The organism is Streptococcus huangxiaojuni, from assembly GCF_040930515.1.
GTDB classification, from domain to species: Bacteria; Bacillota; Bacilli; order Lactobacillales; family Streptococcaceae; genus Streptococcus; species Streptococcus huangxiaojuni.
On the sequence record NZ_JBFQEG010000033.1, the window covers coordinates 1 to 18,070 of the forward strand.

Sequence of the window (18,070 nt, forward strand, 5' to 3'; positions counted from 1 at the left end):
CCCATGCCATCTCTGACTTAGGCGGCAGACTAAAGCTCCCTGAAAAGGACGAAAATCCTTCCTTAACCTGAGATAACCCCTGAGAGACTGCAGCGTATAAGCTATCGACCTCACTGAAAAGACTGGGTGACTTCCCATCAAAGGTAATCAGTTTCTCCAGCTTCTCCTGAAGCTCCTGAACCTTTGACAGGTTGCGCGCCATCGACTGCTGAGCCCGCAATATGCTGCTCTCACTCAGAACCTCTTTGGCCATCTCATGGGAAAGCCATTCACTGGAGCGGTTATAGGCCGCTTGATAGGTCGCTATCTCTTGTTCCAGCACTTCTGAATCCAGACTCTCATCGGCGACTTCCCCTCGATAATCCGAGGGCAGGCGGTTAACGGCGCTATTCACCCCTTCTGATAACAGAATAGCCCCTCGAAACAAGGGAACTAAGACATTGCCGGCATAGCTCTTGGCACTGCTGTAGGCTTCTCCCTGTAAATTACCAGCACCCATAAAACTCTCCAAACTCCCTATCGCGGTTTGGTAGGCGTCTATACGGCTGGCCGAGGCGCTGCTGGTCGAACTCGCTTGGCTGTCAGAACTTCCTAGGGCCATCTTAACCATCTGATTTCTCCTTTTCTTTTTCTTCTTCTGCAAGTAAACGCTGGCGTTCCTCAGACAGCTTATCTTGCTCTTTCTCTAAGGCAACCTTCTGTTTCTTCAGTTTATCATGATAGTCTGCCAAATCATCACTGACAAAGCGTTTCGTATGATCGTACGATAAAGTCATATCGTCTAAATCTTGGCGGTCTTGTCGGCTCAGCGGTGATTCGCCTAACCACCTAAATTCCGCTAATGTCTCGCCGAAACTGTTTTCTGTCGCTTCCTCAAAGCGTTCCAGCCGCTTTTCATCAACTTCCAAGTTTTCCAATGATTTGGCTGTTTTCTGCTCATCTTGCTCTACATCAGCTAAAGTTCGCTTCTTTTCAGACATCCTACTCACCTCCAAATAAACGCGTATTGAGAACAAAATTTTCACCAGTTTTTGATGAGGAAGGCGGTAATGTTGTCGCAGGAATAGACGCCCCAAGCTGTTGGCTGAGCAGGGCATCTGTAGCCTCAAACTCACTGGCCGTGCTGTGAACCAAACCAACAAAGCTGCTTAAAACAGAGGCTAACTGGCCGCTGGTCGCATTATCCAAATCAATGGCAGAATGCGCATTAGAATTGCCACTTAACGTGGTCTCGCTGTCTTTGCTAGCCTCCCCGACACCTGAGAGGCCATAGCCTGAGCTGGTAATTTGATTTGCATACTGACCTGCTGTTAAAGAATCACTTTGTATGGTCATACTATTTTTTCTCCTTCTTGACTAATGATTTTGAGTTTGACAGATTGTTTTCTATTATGCAGATAGACCTCATCTGCTTCTAAACGGGGTTCTTTACTATTATACACTCTATCTAAGAAATTTTGGTCTGCCAAGCGCATACCTAAAATAAAGTGGGAAGCTTCTTGACGCATGGCTTTTGGAATAGCATCTCCCTTAAGTCCAAGATAGGGATAAAGACCGCCAATAATAAAACGCAGTCCTGCTCTATGAGCTTCCCTCAATAAAAATTGCCATTGCTCTATCGTGCCATTGGATAGCGCAAGATAAGTTTCTAAATCAGGAATGATAATAGCCCATTCTTCTTTCTTTTGTTTTTTTAGACGGTGCTTCACTTGGTAGATTAACTGTTCGTTCATATCTTTCAGCTCATCTGTATCGCTAACATAGGTTTCGACCTGATGGCTGTATTGGGCATATCGAACAGCACTATCTAACAACATCACTTTGACATTTGAGAAAATAGCAAAAATATCTAATAGGTGAGTCGTTATTTGATCAAGAGCATTGTTATTATCAGAGATAAAAAGGAGCTGTTTCAGCGTATCGAAAGTAATCCCAATATTTTCTACTGTCATCACATCTAAACCTATTGGAAGTTCACCTGATGCAATAGCTTCCTGAACACTTGCCTTTTCTTGAAACTCTTCCATAGTCAGCTTCTCAGGCACAACAGGAATAGGAAGCGGACGCGGGCCCTGCCAAGCGCTGTCCATCTGAGCCACTAAGCTCTGGAGATTCTCCAGCAGCTCAAAATGTTCCTCCCCTCGTGCAGGCAAGGCCGCCTGAAAGACCTCCGGACCATCATAACGAATCAAGCCGCGGCCAGGAAGGTCCTCCATGATGTAATCATGACGGCCCATTAAGGTCTTGGTCTCATTCTCATCGGTCATCTTAAAGATCAGCCGGCTCTTCATATTAGCCAGCAGAGCCGGTCGGATAACCCCTGAACGGCTGGCGGTAATCACCACATAAATCCCTAAACTGCTGCCATCGCGGGCCACACTCTGAATCGTCCCTTCTAAATTGGGACCGATTTCGGTATCCTCTCTCAAACTGTCGTAGCTGTCTATCATCAGAAAGACATAAGGCAGCCGGTCGCCGCTCATCTGCCGATACATGGTCATGTTTGCCGCACTGTAGCGGCTGAACAGCCGTTTCCTCCGAGCGATTTCCTCACGAATCCGCCGCATAAACTTCGGTAATTTTTCCGTATCTTCCAGAGACAGACTGTCCGCCACATGCGGCAGACGCCGAAGCGGCAGGAGCCCATTGGTACCGAAGTCAAACAGGTAAAACTGGACGTTTTCAGGCGTATGCTGCTGAGCCAAATCCATAATCATGGTCTGCAGCAGGGTAGATTTCCCCATACCAGGGCCTGAATAAATCAAAAGGTTCCCCTGCCGCTCAAAGTTGTGGCTGATGATTTCCTGAGTCTGCAGACGTGGCAAATCGACAAAGCCCAGTAAAGCCGACAGACTCGCCTTTTCCTCTTGCCAATGTTCCTTAAAGAAACCCGGCCGTAAGTCCTGCGCATAAATCCGCTCTTCTAAGGGCGGCAGCCAAGGTTTGGTCAGCTCACCAATGTGCTCCCTAGCCGCTACAGAACCGATTTCAGCCACCACTGCCTCCAGCTCCGTCGGCACCTCCTCGATGCTCTGGGCACCGTCTAAACCGGATAAATCCTGATTTAAAAGCTCATACTGCCCCAAAGCATTGATGGCATAAATGGTCTGGTCCGCAATCCCCTGTGCCGCCTTCTCCGGCTGATAGGCAGCACCTGACCAGGCTGACTGAAAGAGCTCATACACTTCGTTGTTGCCCACCTGTAAGTAAGCCCGGCCGGTCTGGGTAATCTCCGCCGCATCCGGTGTCTTGAGCATCTCCGTCGAATCCTGACGGTTGGCCACCTTCAAGGCAATCTTAAAGCGGGCATTGGACCAAATCTGATCGTTGACCACCCCTGACGGTTTCTGGGTCGCTAGGATTAAATGCACCCCCAAAGACCGCCCCAAACGGGCCGTCGACACCAAATCATCCATGAAGTCCGACTGGTTGGCCTTCAGCTCCGCAAACTCGTCACTGATGAGAAAGAGGTGAGGCAAGGGTTCCTTCGCTTCCCCCTCCTTAAAAAGCTTCTGATAGGCATTGATATGATTGACCCCGTACTGGCTGAACAGCCGCTGCCGGCGCTTCAGCTCCGCATCGATGGCAATCAAGGCCCGCCTGGACTGAGCCCCGTCCAGATTGGTAATGGTCCCTAAAAGATGCGGCAGGTCTTTAAAGAGGTTGGCCATGCCGCCGCCCTTATAGTCAATTAAGAGAAAGCCCACATCATAAGGGTGAAAGCTGACCGCTAAGCTTAAAATATAAGACTGAATCAGCTCCGACTTCCCGGAACCAGTGGTTCCGGCAATCAGACCGTGCGGCCCGTGCGCCTGCTCATGCAGGTCCAGAGCCACCACATCCTCCTGCCCCCGCAGCCCTAAAGGCACCGATAAGGTCCGGTGAGGGGCATGCGAAGCCCAGCGTTTGGCAATCCCTAACTCACTGACTGTCTCCACACCGTAAAGCTCCAAGAAAGAGACCGTCTCCGGAATAGAGGCTTTCAGATTCTGCAGGTGATTCAGAGGCGCTAAGCGTCTGGACAAGGCTTCCTTGTCATAGCCCGCTGGAAAATGGTCCAGAGCAAACGGCACGGCTCTGAGTTCCCCTTCCTCCAAGACCAGCTCCCCGCTGTTGCGGTCCTTGATGGTGACAATAGTCTGCACATTCTCCGACAGGCTGGACAGCACGTCCTCCACAAAGACCAAGGAACAGCCCAGAGCCGTCGGGTCCTCTGTGAAGAACTCCATAATCACATGATCCATGATTAAGGTCCGATCCGTCACCAAAACCACATAGTGCGGACTAAAGAGCGTCTGCTCTCGGGATTCTGTGTGACGTTGACCGTGGCGCACCTTTAAAATCTGGTTGAGACTGGTTAAGACCTGATCCCGGGTCCGCTGGTTGTAAACCAGCCCCCGAACATTGAGCGCCTGGAGCTTAGCATGCGGCAGCCAGCGCAGCCAGGACCACTCAGACACCTCGTCTTCTGGAAGCACCACCACAAACTGCAGGTCATGATAAGAGTGAAAGAAGGCCAGCTGACGCACCATCAGCTGAAGCTGCTCCAAAACTAAGGCTCTGGGACCCGTATAGCCCACAGGTCCCTGCATGAGATTAGCCACAATGGGCATATCCGACAGCCTGCGGCTCTTCTGATAAAGCTGATAGCCCTGCGCCTCCAGAGGGTCGGTCTGACCGCTCCGCTCCGTCTGACTGTACTTGAGCGGATAGCTGGTCGCCACCTCGCCCAGACCCAGACGGTAGTGCAGGGCATCGAACTGCTGCAGGGTCTTTTCATAAATCCGGTGATGGTACTGAGCCGCCAGATCGTCCAGCGTTACCGGATCCGGATAGTGATAGAACTGGCCCTGACGCTGGCTTCTGGCTAAGCCTTCCAGCTCCACGGCCTTATCGGATAAGTAGCGCTGGTAGTGGGCGACCCGGTCTCTCTTATCCCGTTTATACTGCCGGCGTCTTTTAAAGTAGTTGCTTATGGCAAAAATCACCGTCACCGTGGACATGGCCATAGTGATGATGATATAGATCCCACGAGGCTGAATGATAGAGATGACAATCAAGAGCGACACCATAACCAAGGGCGGCAGAATCAGGCGCAAAAGCCCGTCTTCCGGCTTTTTAGGCTCCTTTTCCGGCGCATTGATGGTCACCGGATCTTCCGAGCTCCGGTAGATGATGCGGGGCGAACGGTGGTAGTCCGGATAGCCCTCATAAAAACCATAATGGGACTGCGGCATAGCAGCCAGAGCCTCTGAAACCTGAAAGGCCCCCTTCACCCACAGCTCTTCATCATAGACCTTGATGAAGAGCCCAGCCATACTCAGTTCATCCCCCAAAGCCAGCTCCCGTACCTTTAAGCTCAGGCGCTGGTTATTGAGATAAAGCTCACCTGACAGGAGGTGCAGCTCCCAAGTCTGCTCCTTACGCTGCAGCCAAAAAGCGGCAGGACTGTCCTTTAAATAGAGATCGCTCCCCGGACGGTCCCCAACCAGGAGCTCCTGCTTGTCCAGCAGATGGTAAACCTGCCGGTCGCCGTCTGCCCTGTAAAAGGTTAGCCCGTCAAGTTCCAGCCCGTCAGTAACTGAGCCGCGCTTTCCCTCATAAACATAAGTCAGCCCCTGCTCATCGCAGTGCAAGGTCACAGGCGCAGCTAAGGACTTGATAAGAACCGAACAGGGCTCAGACGAAGCCAGCACAGCCTCCTGCCCCTCAGACAGGGATAAGCTATAGCGATAACGGTCCGTATAGATAGCAATAGCGTTTGTCATAAACTCCCCTTATTCCTCTTTTGAAGCCGCCGTCTGAGACGAATCCTGCTCACTGGCTGCAGTCTTGGCATCATCACCGTCATTGAGACTGGTCTGCCGGTCTTCCCAGTATTTTTCATATTCCGACTGGAGGGTGCCAAGCTCCTCTTCGCGCTCGCTTCCGGACAGGCTGTCATCATTGCGGACTTCCTGAATCTTTTGCACCAAACCATAGATAATCAAATCCGAATCATCCAAGCGCTTTGCAATATCAATAGCCTCATCATTGCGTTCACGGCCGCTCTCAATCCAGTAGTCCAGATAGAGTTCATCTGATTTCAGACTGACATTGTTCAGGATAATCTGCCGCTGATCGTCTGAAAGTTTCAGCACCTGAATATAGGCATAAGCCAGCTCGTACTTCTGCGTATAAGGAAGAGAGCCCAGATCGACATCTTTCAGCTTATCGATTACACCCGAGTAGTCCAGCTTGATAAAAGCCGTATCGGCTTCCAGCATTTTTTCTTTGAAAGGATTGCGGACAAAAACCAAGTAAGTTAGAGGCAAAAGCAGCATAATCAAACCGGCTGTCAGCCAGATCGAGGCATACTTGTAGAGTTTGTGACGGGACTTATTGACCAGAACAAGGCTTCCCCCTTCCTGCTGCAGCCGCTGGCGGTAGCTGGTCTCCAGCTCCGAGCGAAGTTCCGCAACAGTCTGCAGAGGCCGCAAAGCCTTTAGAAAGTCCGGCAGTTCGACGACATCCAAAGCCCCATTATAGAGAGCCAGAAAATCATGCTCGGTAAAAAGGCTGATAATATAGCATTTAGCCTGCTTGACAAAGTCCGGCCTGCCCATCTGAGAAGGCACCATGATTTCAGGAAGCCCCCGATAAGCGATTTTGAGCTGCTGGTCTTTGGTAATGAACAGATTTTCCGGATGCAGAAAAAAGGTCACCGGCAGGCTGAGCGCCTGCTCCAGATCCAAAAGATTAAGAGCCAAACGCAGGCGTTCAGACATCAAGCGTTTCTTTACCGCCTCATAACTGAGACCGTCCTTGGGCAGAGCATAAGTAAAGGTAATATCATCATCATCAAAAACCGTTGTCTGCTCCAAAAATAGAGGATGGTGCAAGTCCAAAAGCACCAGCTCCTCCAAAGTCTGACTGGCCACATCTGACCGCTTCAAGGTCAGCTGCCACTGACTGTCATCTTTGTGATAAATAAATGCCTGCTCCAAAAAATCAAGATGCACCTCTCTCACTTACAAAACCTCCTCAATGTCAATCACATCACCCGTTGTCACAGGAAAATCCGACAAATTTTTCCCCTCATCCAAGAGCAGCCCCTTATTGACGACCCTCAGCTGATACTTGCGGCGCTTCTTCTCATAACCAAAAATACTGTCCAGCTCCTCAATGAGCTCAACCACCTCAATCTTTCGGGGAATCCGAATATCCATCACCTTCCCCTGCCAAACCAAACTCACATTAATATGATCCATCACACCACCAACAACAAGATACAAAGCCCGTTAAAAGAGCAAAGCAAAAATAGGAGACTGGACGAAGAGCCGCAAGGCTCTAGGACAGGCTATCTTTTTTGCACAGCTCTTAGGGCGTGTTCAATTAACAAGATACAAAGGGCGTTTAAGCTCACAGCAAAAATAGGAGCCTGACCGCCGAGTCACTAAAGACTCAAGAGAGGGCTGCACTCACAGAGTAGCCACATTCGTACGTCAGCATACGCTTCCTACGACTGCGTCTCTTTTTTGCCAAGAGCTTAGCCCGTGTTCAATTAACAAGATACAAAGGGCCCAGCCTTTTCACATTCCTATGTTTGAAACAATCACTTACTTCTTATTTATTCGCATTCGGACAGAACCAAGGGAGCTGCGCTCCCCCCCTTTTTTAGCAGGTCAGTCCGGCTGCTCTTCCTTGCTTGCCAGAAAACTCAGAAGACCGGCTCCGCCGACAAGCAGCAGGCAGACAGCACTGTAGAGATAGCCTGCCGGACTTTCCTTGGTCTGGCTGTCAGCATCCAGCTTTGTGGCATAGCGGTTGGAATCCCCGTCAGCAAACAGGCTGTTCAGCTGATAGATATCTGTCTTTTCCTGCTTTTGAGCAAAAAGCTGGGCCAGACGGCTGTCCAGCTCATCGGACCAGGTTTCCTTTACTTCCTTTAACTTTTGCGTATCGGCTTCAGAAAAGAGCGAAGCCAGAATTTCTGACTGCTGATAGAAGGCCTGCTCTTCTTCCTGCTCGATACGTCTGCTGTCAAGTTTCAGGCTGTTATCCTTCAAATCAGAAGCAAAGGCGGGTATGGCCAGCCAAAGGCAAAACCATACCCCCATTAAATAAAGAATTTTTTTCATGTTTACGCCTCAGACCATTTCCTTAGATTAAAGGACCAGCTAAAGAAGACATTGACTGCTGTCAGTGCCAGCACCGCTGCAATCAGCAGCAGGAAGACTGCAAGACCTGCAGCAGAACTGTCAAAATAAGCCGACAGATAGCCTTCCAAAAGTGAAAGCGGGTTGAAACGTTTCAGAAGGGCCAGAATCCGGCTCAATCCGACTGTTGTCCCAATGGCATTGGACAAGTAGACAAAACTCATCATCATAAAGAGAATGAGCCCCATACCGACAGCTTTCAGGTTTTTCAGCAGGAAGTACTGTCCTTGTGTCAGCAGGAAACTAAAGAGCGCCACCAAAAGCACCCAAGAAGGCAGCAGTTCGGCGCTTACTCCCAGCTGACGGCCGGACAGAATACCCAGCAAAATCCCGATAGCAGCTGCTAGCAGGCTGAGAATCCCGACATTTAAAATATCGGTATGCGCCAAGCGGTCTGTGGTAAACTTGTCTTTGGCTTTTTTAATCACATTATAATTTGCAAACAGATAAGCCATAAAGAATGTCACCACTTCCAACAGTAAAATCCAAGTGAAAGGACGGTAAACATTGACCGAAGCCTTGACTGATGAGGAAGACTCGCCGACTGGATTGGAAAGGAACTTCAAGAGCACATCATTAGCTACGCCATCGCTGTAAGCGTTGTTTAACACCTTGACGAAAGCTTCAACAAAATCGCCGCTCTCCTCCAGTTCTTCATTAAAGGCAACCATCAAATCTTCGGCATCCTTAGAGAGCTTCTGACTGTCATTCTGTGCTGATTCAACACTTTGATTAAAGGAAGCAAACACACTGTTGACTTGGTCGGCCTGTGTCACATTAGTATCCGATGACGATTTGGCATTGGCTGTCGCTGACAGAAGCGACTGCAGTTCAGAACTCAGGGAAGTCAGGCTGCTGTCAGACGCAGACAGTTTTTCCGAAGCCGAACTTTGCAGAGTGCTGACATTATTGACCTGATTCTGCAAGTCAGAAAGTGCCTGCAGCTGATCGCTGATGTTAGTGGTTACCGTTTCATTGGTTTTTTGAACTTCAGCAATCTGACTAGCCAGGCTGTTACGCTGCCTTTCTAAATCCTGTATTTTTTGCTGCAGTCCGCTGTCGCTGATGCCGGATAAATTGGCATCAATAGCATCGGCCAGAAGCTTGGTCATCAGATCCTTGGCATTTTGCCCGAACACAGCCATCAAAGTGTTGACTTTATCGTATTCCCCGTTAATTTCCTCAACCTTACGGGCATAGGCCGCCTCTGCTTTTCGGTAAGCTTCTTCTTCCGTTGCCAGGCTGGCAACGCTGATGCCGTTAATCACAATCTGAATGCTTTCGGAAGTATCGGAAGGAATATTATCATTATAAGTATAGTCGAAACTAAAGCTGTTTCCGGAATCGCTCAAGTCCACATCAACATCCTGAGTCGCAGTCCCCTTATTTTCTCCGTTGAGCGACCAGCTGTTCAGAGTGATATGGCTGGGAACCACAATGCTGACCTTGGCAGAGAGCGAGCTGGTTTGGCTGACTGATACTGTCTCATAGTCATTCTTTCTGTCTTCCAGGTCCTTTTTGGCATCAGTCAACTCCTGCCGCAAAGTCGCATTGCCTGTCGGAGTTGAGTTGTAAACGGCAGCCTGACCGATGTTGAAGGCATGGACACTGTCAGCCGCATCGCCGTCAAGAACTGTCATGTCACTGATTAAATCATTAATCCCCGTACTGTCAGCTGCTGGCAAGTTATCAATAGCACTGGTGAGCTGGTCGGTCATTCCAGCCGGTTTCAAAAGATCAAAGAGTGTTAAATCAGCAGTGTCCTTTTGATAAGTTGTTTTCAAATAAGATTCGACAAAGCTGCTGATATCATTTTTAGCACTGCTGATATTGGTTTGCTCTGTTGCCAGTGCTTCTTTCAGGCTGGCAATAGCTTCATCCAGACTGGTGACACTGACACTGCTGGCAGGTGCAGTCACTGCTCCTCCATTTGCAGGCAGCGCATCGCTGGCAGCCTGAATCTGGCTGCTCAGGTCTCCCTGTACTTTTTGCAAAGTATTTAAGAGCGTTGTGATTTGCCCTGAGAGCACCTCACGGTTCATTTCCATTAAGGCTGTTACAAATTCTCCGTATGAGATTTGATCTTGTGCCCTTTGCTCAACCAGACTGTTCAAGTTGCCGTTAAAACTTTGCTGAGAAGTATCCAAGTTTCCAAAGAGTTCTGCTGAACTGCGCAGGGTCTGCACCAAGGCCTCATTAGCGGTCAGAGAGCTGCCTGAGCTGGAAACCAGAATAGGAAAACCATTCTGCAGGGCTGTCGCTGCTCCCAAAAGATTGGCCCGGTAAACACCGACATTGCTGCTTTGTTCTTCAGTAATAGCCTGAATATTTAGCTGAGCCGTATAGAGGTTGCTCAGGATGCTGGCCATGTACATATCCACCAGCTGGCTGTTCAGGTCAGCTACAATGTCCTTGCCCAGCTTAGCCGCTTCAGTCTCCAGCTGCTGATTGCCGTTAGCATTGACTTCATACTTGACATTGACTTGGTCGACATTGACATTGTTGATATCAAGGACTTTCTTTGAAAAATCACTGGGAATGGTCACCGCCAGATGATATTTCCCGCTTCTGAGACCGCTGTCTGCCGTCCCGCGGCTGACCACAAACCAATTTTGGCTGTCGTCTCTTTCGATTGTCTTAATATAGCTTTCTCCCAGACTGTAGCGCACACCGTCCGTAGACATAATCGCCCGGTCTTCATTGACAATAGCGACATTCAGTTTGCTTTGCTGGCTGGTTTTCTGATTGGCTGTTTCATTTTGGCGCCAAACAGCCATGTTGAGTCCGGCTGCTGCAGCCAGTAAGGCCAGTACCGCTAAAATACTTAATAAATAGGTTATAAATTTCTTGTTCATCTTTATCTTTTGCTGCCTTATACGAAAAAACTGGAACAGGTAAACACCTGTCCCAGTCTTTATTAAGCGTTACCCTAACAATTATTGCTGAATTTGCGATGCAATCTGTGCATCAGTGTCTTCAATAGTCGTAGCAACTTGGTTTAACTGCTGATTAATTTCATCTAACAGATCAGCAAATTGGCTGACTTTTGGCGATAATTCATTGAACTGCTGATCAAAGCTGTCAAAAGAAGTACCGCTCCAGTTAGCTGCGATATCAGCTTGTGTGTTTGTCAGTGTTGTCAAAACATCGCGGACTGATGTCGCACCGTTAGTGTAGCTAGTTGCTTGTGAGCGCAGTTCTTCTGGCGTTAATTTAATTTGAACCATAAACAAATCTCCTATTTTTTTAATTTAATAAGGCTGTTATAACAGAATTGCATTTTATTGTCAAACGGTTGACACTGATTTGTTACATTTTTGCAATTTAAAGGCTCCCTGCTGCCCTCTCACTTCTTTAGCACAATCAAAAGACAGCCGGCAAATAATATGGTATAGTAGTAACTGGTCATGGAATCAGACAGGCAAACATCACCCTGACCGCAGAACTAGTGATAGTCTGAGCAGCACGCTAAAAATTCATACTCACCAATGAGGAAATGAAGCAGCGGCCGTTGGGCAGTCTAAATGTGCTTGCCCCTCAAACAGCAAAACAGACAAGGTGATGGGCTTGATATAAAAAGGAGAAAAGCGATATGATGAACATGCAAAATATGATGAAACAGGCTCAAAAGCTGCAAAAGCAGATGGAGACCAAGCAGGCGGAATTAGCCAAGACAACATTTGTCGGTAAATCGGCTCAGGAGTTGGTTGTGGCTACTTTTACGGGCGATAAAAAGCTGCTTTCTATTGACTTCAAAGAAGCAGTGGTTGACCCTGATGATATTGAGACACTGGCAGATATGACCAGCCAGGCAGTCAATGACGCCCTTAAACAAATAGAGGACGCCACCCAAAAATCGATGGGACAGTTTGCCGGCAAACTTCCTTTTTAAAAAACACAAGCAAAACGAGGCTGGACTTTTGTCCCAGCCTCGTTTTGCTTTTTTAGGCCTATAAGCTTGACGCAGTGCCCGAATTTTGTCACACTCTCTTTTTGTTTTTTAGGAAAAATGAATTGTAAAGCGCATGGTCTGACTGGCTGTTCTTTCAAATGTGTAGGCAAAGCCGTGTTTGTCCAGAATTTGCTGAACTAGAAAGAGGCCGATACCTGTCCCTCCGTCTTTTCGGCTCCGGCTGAAATCAGGGCGGTAAAAAGGCTGAAAAATCTGTCCCAGTTCTTCTTCTGTTAAAAGGTGTTCAGCCTGATTTTCGATGCTGAACTGCTTCTCATCTAATGTCAGCCGAATCGAACCGCCTTTTTTTGTATAGCGAAAAGCATTGTCCAAAAGGTTCTTCAAAGCCTTTAAAAGAAAGACAGAATCAGCTGTCACCGTAACAGGAGCCAAATCAGCTGTAAACTGGTAATCGTTGAGCTGAGCCAGTACTTGATAGGGCTCTAAATTGCGGCTGAGCTCTTCTGTTAGGGAAAAAGTTTCATAGGCTTTTGTCATCGCCAAATCCAGATTAGTCGCTTCTAAAACGTCTCCAACCAACTGAGACTGCTCCTGCAAAATCATATGGCATTTCTGCAGGTATTTTTCATGGTTCTTGAAATCACCGACATTGTAAAGCATGCCCTCAACCAGACCGAGGAGACTGGCTAAAGGGGTCTTTAATTCATGCGAGCTCATGCGCAGAAATTCCGATTTTTGCCGCTCGCGCTCAGCTGTCCTCTCATTTTCCAGTTTTAATTCTTCAATACTGGTTAGCAGTTTTTCATACAGATGATTCACATCCTGTGCCAGAGTGGCTATTTCATCGCGGCCTTTTATCTGACAGCTAAGCTCTTTATCCAGTGTCTGCATCTGTCTGGCCGTCTGTGAAATGGCCCTTATCCGCCGGTTGGACAGGCGGCTGTATATGTAGGCGACAAGACCGGCAAGGGAAATGACAAGCAGGAGAACAAAGGGGTAGAAGGTTAGCAAAATCTGGCTGATGACCGAGAGGGAATTAAAGCCGTACTCGGCTTGAAGGGTCAGACTTTCGCCTTCCTGTAATTTGATGGGTTCAGACCATGCTCCTATCTCATCATAGCTTGCTTCTTCCATATACTCTTGATCTTGACTGCTGACTGATGCATCTGATAAATTAGGGTAAACAACCTGACCGGATGCATCAAATAAAACATATAAAATATTGTCCTGATTTCGGTCAGATGCAGCTACCCTTTTAATCACCTCTTCTCTTGACAGACCGTCTATGCTTTTGACAGTCTTGATAAAATCCTGCCTGAGCTCTTGCTTTTTAGCCTCATTGTAATAAATGGGCATAACAAAATAAAGAAAAGCCAGCAGAAAAAGAAAGGTGACACTAATCATCAGGCTGACAATTAAAAAATTTTTACGGACAATTCCCATTATGACACCTTCTCAATCTGATAGCCTCGGCCGATAACTGTTTTCAAGGGAAGGGAGGGCAGCTTTTTTCGTAAATTCTTAACATGATTATCCAATACACGGCTGTCTAACTCACTGTAACCCCAGATACTGTTCATCAAAAGGTCGCGACTGATAATTTTTCCCTGCCTTTCTGCCAAAAACAAAAGAATATCATACTCTTTTTTGGTCAGACTGACGGCTTCCCCGAGAAGATAGACAGAACCTTCTTCAGGGTAAATGGTGATATCGTTAATGATAATAGAAGCAGCGTTTGACTTTTCACGCAGGATATTTTCGATTCGTTTCATCAGTATCAGAGGTGAAAAAGGCTTGGTGACATAATCGCTGATGAGGTGGTTGAAACTGAGCAGCTGAGTCGCTTCATCTGCCATAGCTGTCAGCATCATAACCGGAACTGCCGAACTTTTGCGGATTTCTTTGAGCACTTCCAAGCCGCTGACATGAGGAATCATAATATCAAGAATAATCAAATCAAAACGGTCTCTGTAAAAAGAGTTTAAGGCTGCTTTGCCGTCAAAAGCGGACTCAACTTGATAGTGGTGCTCTTTTAAAAATTCACTGACTACCTGATTGATGACCGAATCGTCTTCAACAACTAATATTTTTACCATAAAAACCTCCAAAACTCTCTTTTTACTTCTATTATAAGCAGAAACTTAGCTTTCCGGCAAGTGGATAAAAAGGACAGGGAGCTGTCTGTCGGGACTAAAATCCTTATTTTAAAGGAAAAAGTCCAGTCTTCTTCTTTTAAAAAACAGACAAAAAACAGATAAGCAATACGCAGTTAACAGACAGTGATGTTAAGATAAAATTAAATAAGCAGCGGTTAAAAGGCTTTATCATATTTAAAAAGTGAAAAATCCTTAAGCAGTAAGCTTAATATCAATAAAAAAGGGCGGCTTTTCATTAGAAAGCCGGTGACAGAGGGTTTGACTATGACTAATAAATTAAAACAGCTCCGTTGGTTTGACCTATTAGCGCTGACAGCTATTATGTTTGGTCCTGCTATTTACAGCTCAACTGTTCAGTATCTGACAACAGGCGACAATCTCCAGGCGATTCAAAACAATGTGACCTTCTCTGCTTTGCAAAATTATCAGGCTTTAGCCAGCCAGCTAATCTGGCTTGGTTTAGCTTTTACCTATCTTCTATTGCGAAATTTTGATTTTTCAATTTGGACAAAGCAGATAAAATGGACTCTGTTTCTTCCCCTACAGGTTCTTGCCATATTTTGTCTGGCAGCTGCAGCTATGGATCTTTTCATGTCCCTTACCTGGTCCCTGCTTCAGCCGTCAACACCCAGCGTCTTTGAGATTTTAAAAGAAGCTGACCTGTCATTGGTACTGTATTCACTGATGAACGGTTTTTACGAAGAAATTTTCTTTTTAGGCATTTGTTTGGCGGTTAAACCTAAATTTATCAAATGGTCCTTTCTTTTCTCACTGTTTATCCGCTTCAGCTTTCATACATACCAAGGTATGACAACTGCCATAGGTTTAGGCTTTTTACTGGGAACTATCTTTTTTGTCCTCTACAGAAAGATGAAAAAACCTAATCTGCTGCCCTTCTTTCTGGCCCACAGTATTGCCGATATTGTCGGTCTGTCACTCCTACTCCTCTTTTAAGGAAAGCAAATTTTTAGCAGAAAAAGAACCAGTCAGGCTGAGCGCTGATGTCCTTATTATCCAGCCATTTTCCATTTGCGTTTTTCACGGCCTTTGTATCTTGTGAATTGAACACGGGCTAAGAGCTGTGCAGTGAAATCATCCAGTGGATGATTTCAGTCCGAACCCAGAAAAGGGAGTGTGAGGAGATTGGAAATCTGTATCGTTACCTAGTTACCACTAGCCGTAGCCGTCTGAAGGCTTTGTCGTCTTAGCAGCCGACCGCACCCTTCTAGCCGTCCTGGCAGAGGTGCGCCTACGAAATCAAAGATTTCTGGCTTACCGTCATTTTTGCTTTGCTCTCTTAACGGGCTTTGTATCTTGTGAATTGAACATGCCCTAAGAGCTGTGCAAAAAAGATAGCCTGTCCTAGAGCCTTGCAGCTCTTCGTCCAGTCTCCTATTTTTGCTTTGCTCTTTTAACGGGCTTTGTATCTTGTGTTAGGGAGGAATTGTTATGCTGCCGCTTTTTCAGGCTAAATCGCAGTCTCGCTTTAACTGCGGTTTAATCCTTGCTCCTATAATCGGAACCATTATCCTGTTTATCGCAGAAGGAATCGCTGCGCTTTTTGCAGTTTATTTTTCCTCAGTGCTGCCTAAAACAGAAAATCTCACGTTTATACTTGAATTATTTGGCTTTATTTTTATCACACTGATTGTTATTTGCTGGACACGGCTAATTGAGGGCAGCCCCTGGCAGGGCTTTGGCTTTTCCAAAAGAAAGGCTCTTAAAGATTTTATCTGGGGCTGGATTTTGGGGGCCGGCCTGTTAAGCCTGTGTGTCCTGATTATGGCACTTCTGGGCGGCGTGACATTTGAAATCAGCAGTCTTTCTGTCAAGACCTTTTGCCAGCTTTTAGTGCTTATTCCGGCTTGGTCTGTTCAAGGACATGCTGAAGAAACACTGGTTCGAGGCTGGTTTTTTACTTCGATAGCGGTTAAGCATAAAATCGTTACGGCAGTTATTGCCTCTTCCCTCTTTTTTGCTGCTATTCATATGGGTAATGACGGTTTAAGTCTTCTTCCTGTCTTGGATTTAGTTGTATTTGGCATTTTAGCTTCACTTTACCTGCTAAAAACCGGCAGTATTTGGGGGATAAGCGGTTTGCATGCAGCTTGGAACTGTTTCCAGGGAAACGTTTTCTCTTTTCCTGTCAGCGGCAGCTCAGCCGGCACAGCCTTAATCAAAGTGAGCCAGCAGGGACCCGACTGGCTGTCAGGCGGCAACTTTGGAGTTGAAGGCAGTCTTATCAGCATTCTTGTGCAGATTATTTTTATTTTGCTGCTGGCTTATGATTTGTTTCTAAAAAAAGATCAGCCGGCAGCTGAAAAAGTCCGTCAAAGGGTTTCAATGTTAGAAGAATAAACAGCGGCCTGTTCGGGGCAGCTCCTAAAACAAGCAAAAAAAGAAAGTGGGACAAAAATCGGTAAATCGTCACAAAATGCCGATTTCGATTCTGCTGTCCCACCTCCGCACAGTTGATTAGGGAGGTCGCTATCCCTTGCTCGACAAGGGATAGGAACGTCCAATCAGCCACTGCGTCAAACCCATCCATCTAAAAAAATTAAAGAGGCAGGAACTTTTGTCCCAGCCTCTTTTTGACTGCTCAAGAATCAGTCCAAAGCGGCAGAGAGAATATAGCTGACTATTCCTGCCGGTAAAGGAGGCTGATCCTGTCCGATTCTGAAAATTTCGGCTCTTTATTACCCGCTGCAGTTTAGAGATAAGCAAAAAAGACCCTTTTTCGGGTCTTAACTTCCGCCAAAAAGACGGGCAAAGAAGCCTTTTTTAGCTGTCTGCTGCTTGGTCTGAATTTCTTCGACTTCAGCTTTAGCTTCATCCAGTTCCAGCTGAAGCTGCTTGCTGTCTTCCATAGCAGCCAGTGTCAGCTGCTGCTGCTGATCCAGCTGCTTATCTTTCTCCGCAATTTGGACATCTTTAATTCGGAGCTGTTCATCTTTAGCTGCTATCTGAGCGTCTTTGGCCTTTAGCTGTTCATACATACGGGTGATTTCCGTATTTTTTTCATCAACCAATATCTCCAGCAATTCGCGCTGCTTGGTTTCCTCGTCAATCGGTTCGTCTTCAAAGATGGTTTTTTTATAAATTTCCTCAAGTTTAATTAAACCGCTGCGATTAACAACTGTAACCCCTTTTTCATTCTTTTCAACATCTTCCGCAGGAAGATTCTTGACACGGTTATTAACCGCCTGACGGCTGACACCCAAGATTTCAGCTAGCTCACTAACTGTCTTTTCAATTGCCATAATATCCTCTTTTTTTTCCTGAATAGTCTTATAAAATAGTAACATAATAGGGCTTTTCTGTCAATTTCCTTAGTTTTTAAAGCCTATAGCAAAACATCAGAACTAAAGATGGTAGTTTTAAAGCGTAGAAACATGCTATACTAGTAAAAAAGAATAGTTGTATGTTGTATATAGTCTAGTGGTAAAAAGTCAAGATAAAGTTGTCAAAACTTTAGTTAACTTTCAGTAAACTAGGGTGCACTAAAAACACCTAGCGAAAAATGACATTTTTCACTAGCTTGACCAAGGACATGTGCAGATACTAGCTATCTTGCATAGGCCTCCTTGGTGGCGTATAGAGTTGGCGGTTGCGTAGTAGCGCATCCACCAGACGCACAAATTTTCTAGCGGTTAAGACGATGGCTCGTTTGTGTTGGTGTTTAGGAACTTCTTGATACTTCTTCTTGTAAAAGGCTTTGTATTCGTCATCATAGCGCCTCACCGAGTTGGCGGCTTCAACTAAGTAATAACGGAGATAGCGATTGCCTCGTTTGACAAGGTCAG

Annotated in this window: 15 protein-coding genes and 1 pseudogene; 3 read left to right on the forward strand and 13 right to left on the reverse strand. The window is 46.6% G+C overall.

Annotated elements, in window-relative coordinates:
• The 9 genes from AB3329_RS10880 to AB3329_RS10920 all read right to left on the reverse strand — a co-directional run.
• On the reverse strand, nucleotides 1–610 hold a 610-nt coding region (locus AB3329_RS10880; protein ID WP_368396149.1), incomplete at its 3' end, for a T7SS effector LXG polymorphic toxin.
• Nucleotides 603–980 carry a hypothetical protein gene (locus tag AB3329_RS10885; RefSeq protein WP_368396151.1) on the reverse strand — a complete coding sequence of 126 codons (378 nt, stop codon included), beginning with the start codon at nucleotides 978–980 and terminating at the stop codon, nucleotides 603–605. The genes AB3329_RS10880 and AB3329_RS10885, both read right to left, overlap by 8 nt.
• 1 nt (nucleotide 981) lies before the next feature.
• Complete coding sequence (locus AB3329_RS10890) at nucleotides 982–1,335, reverse strand: TIGR04197 family type VII secretion effector (RefSeq protein WP_368396152.1); 354 nt, start codon at nucleotides 1,333–1,335, stop codon at nucleotides 982–984.
• Entirely contained in the window at nucleotides 1,332–5,768 is a 4,437-nt protein-coding gene (gene essC, locus AB3329_RS10895) for a type VII secretion protein EssC (protein ID WP_368396154.1), read from the reverse strand. Before essC ends, AB3329_RS10890 begins: the two co-directional genes overlap by 4 nt.
• 9 nt (nucleotides 5,769–5,777) lie before the next feature.
• Entirely contained in the window at nucleotides 5,778–7,010 is a 1,233-nt protein-coding gene (gene essB / locus AB3329_RS10900; protein WP_368396156.1) for a type VII secretion protein EssB, read from the reverse strand.
• On the reverse strand, nucleotides 7,011–7,253 hold the full coding sequence (locus tag AB3329_RS10905; protein ID WP_368396158.1) for an EsaB/YukD family protein: 243 nt from the start codon (nucleotides 7,251–7,253) through the stop codon (nucleotides 7,011–7,013).
• Between the two features lie 411 nt (nucleotides 7,254–7,664).
• The gene (gene essA / locus AB3329_RS10910; RefSeq protein WP_368396159.1) at nucleotides 7,665–8,120 is read right to left on the reverse strand and encodes a type VII secretion protein EssA; all 456 of its coding nucleotides are present in this window, start codon (nucleotides 8,118–8,120) and stop codon (nucleotides 7,665–7,667) included.
• Between the two features lie 2 nt (nucleotides 8,121–8,122).
• Nucleotides 8,123–11,053, reverse strand: a complete 2,931-nt coding sequence (gene esaA, locus AB3329_RS10915) for a type VII secretion protein EsaA (protein WP_368396161.1) — start codon at nucleotides 11,051–11,053, stop codon at nucleotides 8,123–8,125.
• 81 nt (nucleotides 11,054–11,134) lie between these two features.
• Nucleotides 11,135–11,425, reverse strand: coding sequence for a WXG100 family type VII secretion target (locus AB3329_RS10920; protein ID WP_067064223.1), 291 nt, complete (start codon nucleotides 11,423–11,425; stop codon nucleotides 11,135–11,137).
• Nucleotides 11,426–11,790: 365 nt separating this feature from the next.
• Here AB3329_RS10920 and AB3329_RS10925 point away from each other — a divergent pair, with 365 nt between their 5' ends.
• Nucleotides 11,791–12,090, forward strand: coding sequence for a YbaB/EbfC family nucleoid-associated protein (locus AB3329_RS10925; RefSeq protein WP_368396162.1), 300 nt, complete (start codon nucleotides 11,791–11,793; stop codon nucleotides 12,088–12,090).
• Nucleotides 12,091–12,198: 108 nt separating this feature from the next.
• Here AB3329_RS10925 and AB3329_RS10930 read toward each other — a convergent pair whose 3' ends face one another.
• A complete protein-coding gene (locus AB3329_RS10930; protein WP_368396164.1) occupies nucleotides 12,199–13,554 on the reverse strand; it encodes a sensor histidine kinase in 1,356 nt (451 codons plus the stop codon).
• Nucleotides 13,554–14,207 (reverse strand): response regulator transcription factor, encoded by a 654-nt coding sequence (locus tag AB3329_RS10935; RefSeq protein ID WP_368396166.1) that lies wholly within the window; start codon nucleotides 14,205–14,207, stop codon nucleotides 13,554–13,556. Before AB3329_RS10935 ends, AB3329_RS10930 begins: the two co-directional genes overlap by 1 nt.
• Before the next feature lie 324 nt (nucleotides 14,208–14,531).
• Here AB3329_RS10935 and AB3329_RS10940 point away from each other — a divergent pair, with 324 nt between their 5' ends.
• Entirely contained in the window at nucleotides 14,532–15,221 is a 690-nt protein-coding gene (locus tag AB3329_RS10940; RefSeq protein WP_368396167.1) for a CPBP family glutamic-type intramembrane protease, read from the forward strand.
• Nucleotides 15,222–15,716: 495 nt separating this feature from the next.
• Nucleotides 15,717–16,625 (forward strand): CPBP family intramembrane glutamic endopeptidase, encoded by a 909-nt coding sequence (locus AB3329_RS10945; RefSeq protein ID WP_368396169.1) that lies wholly within the window; start codon nucleotides 15,717–15,719, stop codon nucleotides 16,623–16,625.
• 386 nt (nucleotides 16,626–17,011) lie between these two features.
• On the opposite strand, the gene AB3329_RS10950 is transcribed toward AB3329_RS10945, so the two are convergent.
• Both AB3329_RS10950 and AB3329_RS10955 read right to left on the reverse strand, forming a co-directional pair.
• On the reverse strand, nucleotides 17,012–17,527 hold the full coding sequence (locus AB3329_RS10950) for a DUF536 domain-containing protein (RefSeq protein WP_067064249.1): 516 nt from the start codon (nucleotides 17,525–17,527) through the stop codon (nucleotides 17,012–17,014).
• Between the two features lie 301 nt (nucleotides 17,528–17,828).
• A pseudogene (locus AB3329_RS10955) lies at nucleotides 17,829–18,070 on the reverse strand (IS110 family transposase); the annotation flags it as partial.

What these genes read in the sequence shown, in the direction of transcription:
- AB3329_RS10885 (WP_368396151.1), bottom strand. Translation starts at nt 980, where the DNA reads ATGTCTGAAAAGAAGCGAACTTTAGCTGATGTAGAGCAAGATGAGCAG.
- AB3329_RS10890 (WP_368396152.1), bottom strand. Translation starts at nt 1,335, where the DNA reads ATGACCATACAAAGTGATTCTTTAACAGCAGGTCAGTATGCAAATCAA.
- essC (WP_368396154.1), bottom strand. Translation starts at nt 5,768, where the DNA reads ATGACAAACGCTATTGCTATCTATACGGACCGTTATCGCTATAGCTTA.
- essA (WP_368396159.1), bottom strand. Translation starts at nt 8,120, where the DNA reads ATGAAAAAAATTCTTTATTTAATGGGGGTATGGTTTTGCCTTTGGCTG.
- esaA (WP_368396161.1), bottom strand. Translation starts at nt 11,053, where the DNA reads ATGAACAAGAAATTTATAACCTATTTATTAAGTATTTTAGCGGTACTG.
- AB3329_RS10920 (WP_067064223.1), bottom strand. Translation starts at nt 11,425, where the DNA reads ATGGTTCAAATTAAATTAACGCCAGAAGAACTGCGCTCACAAGCAACT.
- AB3329_RS10925 (WP_368396162.1), top strand. Translation starts at nt 11,791, where the DNA reads ATGATGAACATGCAAAATATGATGAAACAGGCTCAAAAGCTGCAAAAG.
- AB3329_RS10930 (WP_368396164.1), bottom strand. Translation starts at nt 13,554, where the DNA reads ATGGGAATTGTCCGTAAAAATTTTTTAATTGTCAGCCTGATGATTAGT.
- AB3329_RS10935 (WP_368396166.1), bottom strand. Translation starts at nt 14,207, where the DNA reads ATGGTAAAAATATTAGTTGTTGAAGACGATTCGGTCATCAATCAGGTA.
- AB3329_RS10940 (WP_368396167.1), top strand. Translation starts at nt 14,532, where the DNA reads ATGACTAATAAATTAAAACAGCTCCGTTGGTTTGACCTATTAGCGCTG.
- AB3329_RS10945 (WP_368396169.1), top strand. Translation starts at nt 15,717, where the DNA reads ATGCTGCCGCTTTTTCAGGCTAAATCGCAGTCTCGCTTTAACTGCGGT.
- AB3329_RS10950 (WP_067064249.1), bottom strand. Translation starts at nt 17,527, where the DNA reads ATGGCAATTGAAAAGACAGTTAGTGAGCTAGCTGAAATCTTGGGTGTC.